Consider the following 441-nt stretch of genomic DNA (forward strand, 5'->3'; position numbering starts at 1 on the left):
CAACGTGCTCAAGTGCTCGATGGAACTGGGCGGCAACGCTCCGTTCCTGGTCTTCGATGACGCGGACCTCGATTTGGCCCTCGACGGCGCCATGATCGCCAAGATGCGCAACGGCGGCCAGGCCTGCACCGCCGCCAACCGGATCTACGTCCAGCGCGGCATCCACGACGAGTTCGCCCGCCGGCTGGCCGAACGCATGGGCGCCATGCGCGTGGGCCCGGGCACCGACCCCGGCACCGAGGTCGGTCCGCTGGTGGACGAGGCCAGCGTCCGCAAAGTCGACTCGCTGGTCCGCGACGCGGTCAGCCAGGGCGCCAGGCTCCTGGCCGGCGGCAAGGCCATCGACGGCGCCGGGTATTACTACCCGCCCACCGTCGTGACCAACGTGCCGCTGCAGGCCCGCATGGTCAGCGAGGAAATCTTCGGGCCGGTGGCCTCGGT

1 protein-coding gene is annotated in these 441 nt (G+C 70.3%); it reads left to right on the forward strand.

The features are described from left to right. Window positions 1-441, forward strand: a 441-nt coding sequence (locus AC1U89_RS24795) for an aldehyde dehydrogenase family protein (protein ID WP_479902267.1), incomplete at both ends; no start/stop codon positions are given.

Source organism: Caulobacter sp. 05T431, from assembly GCF_056665975.1.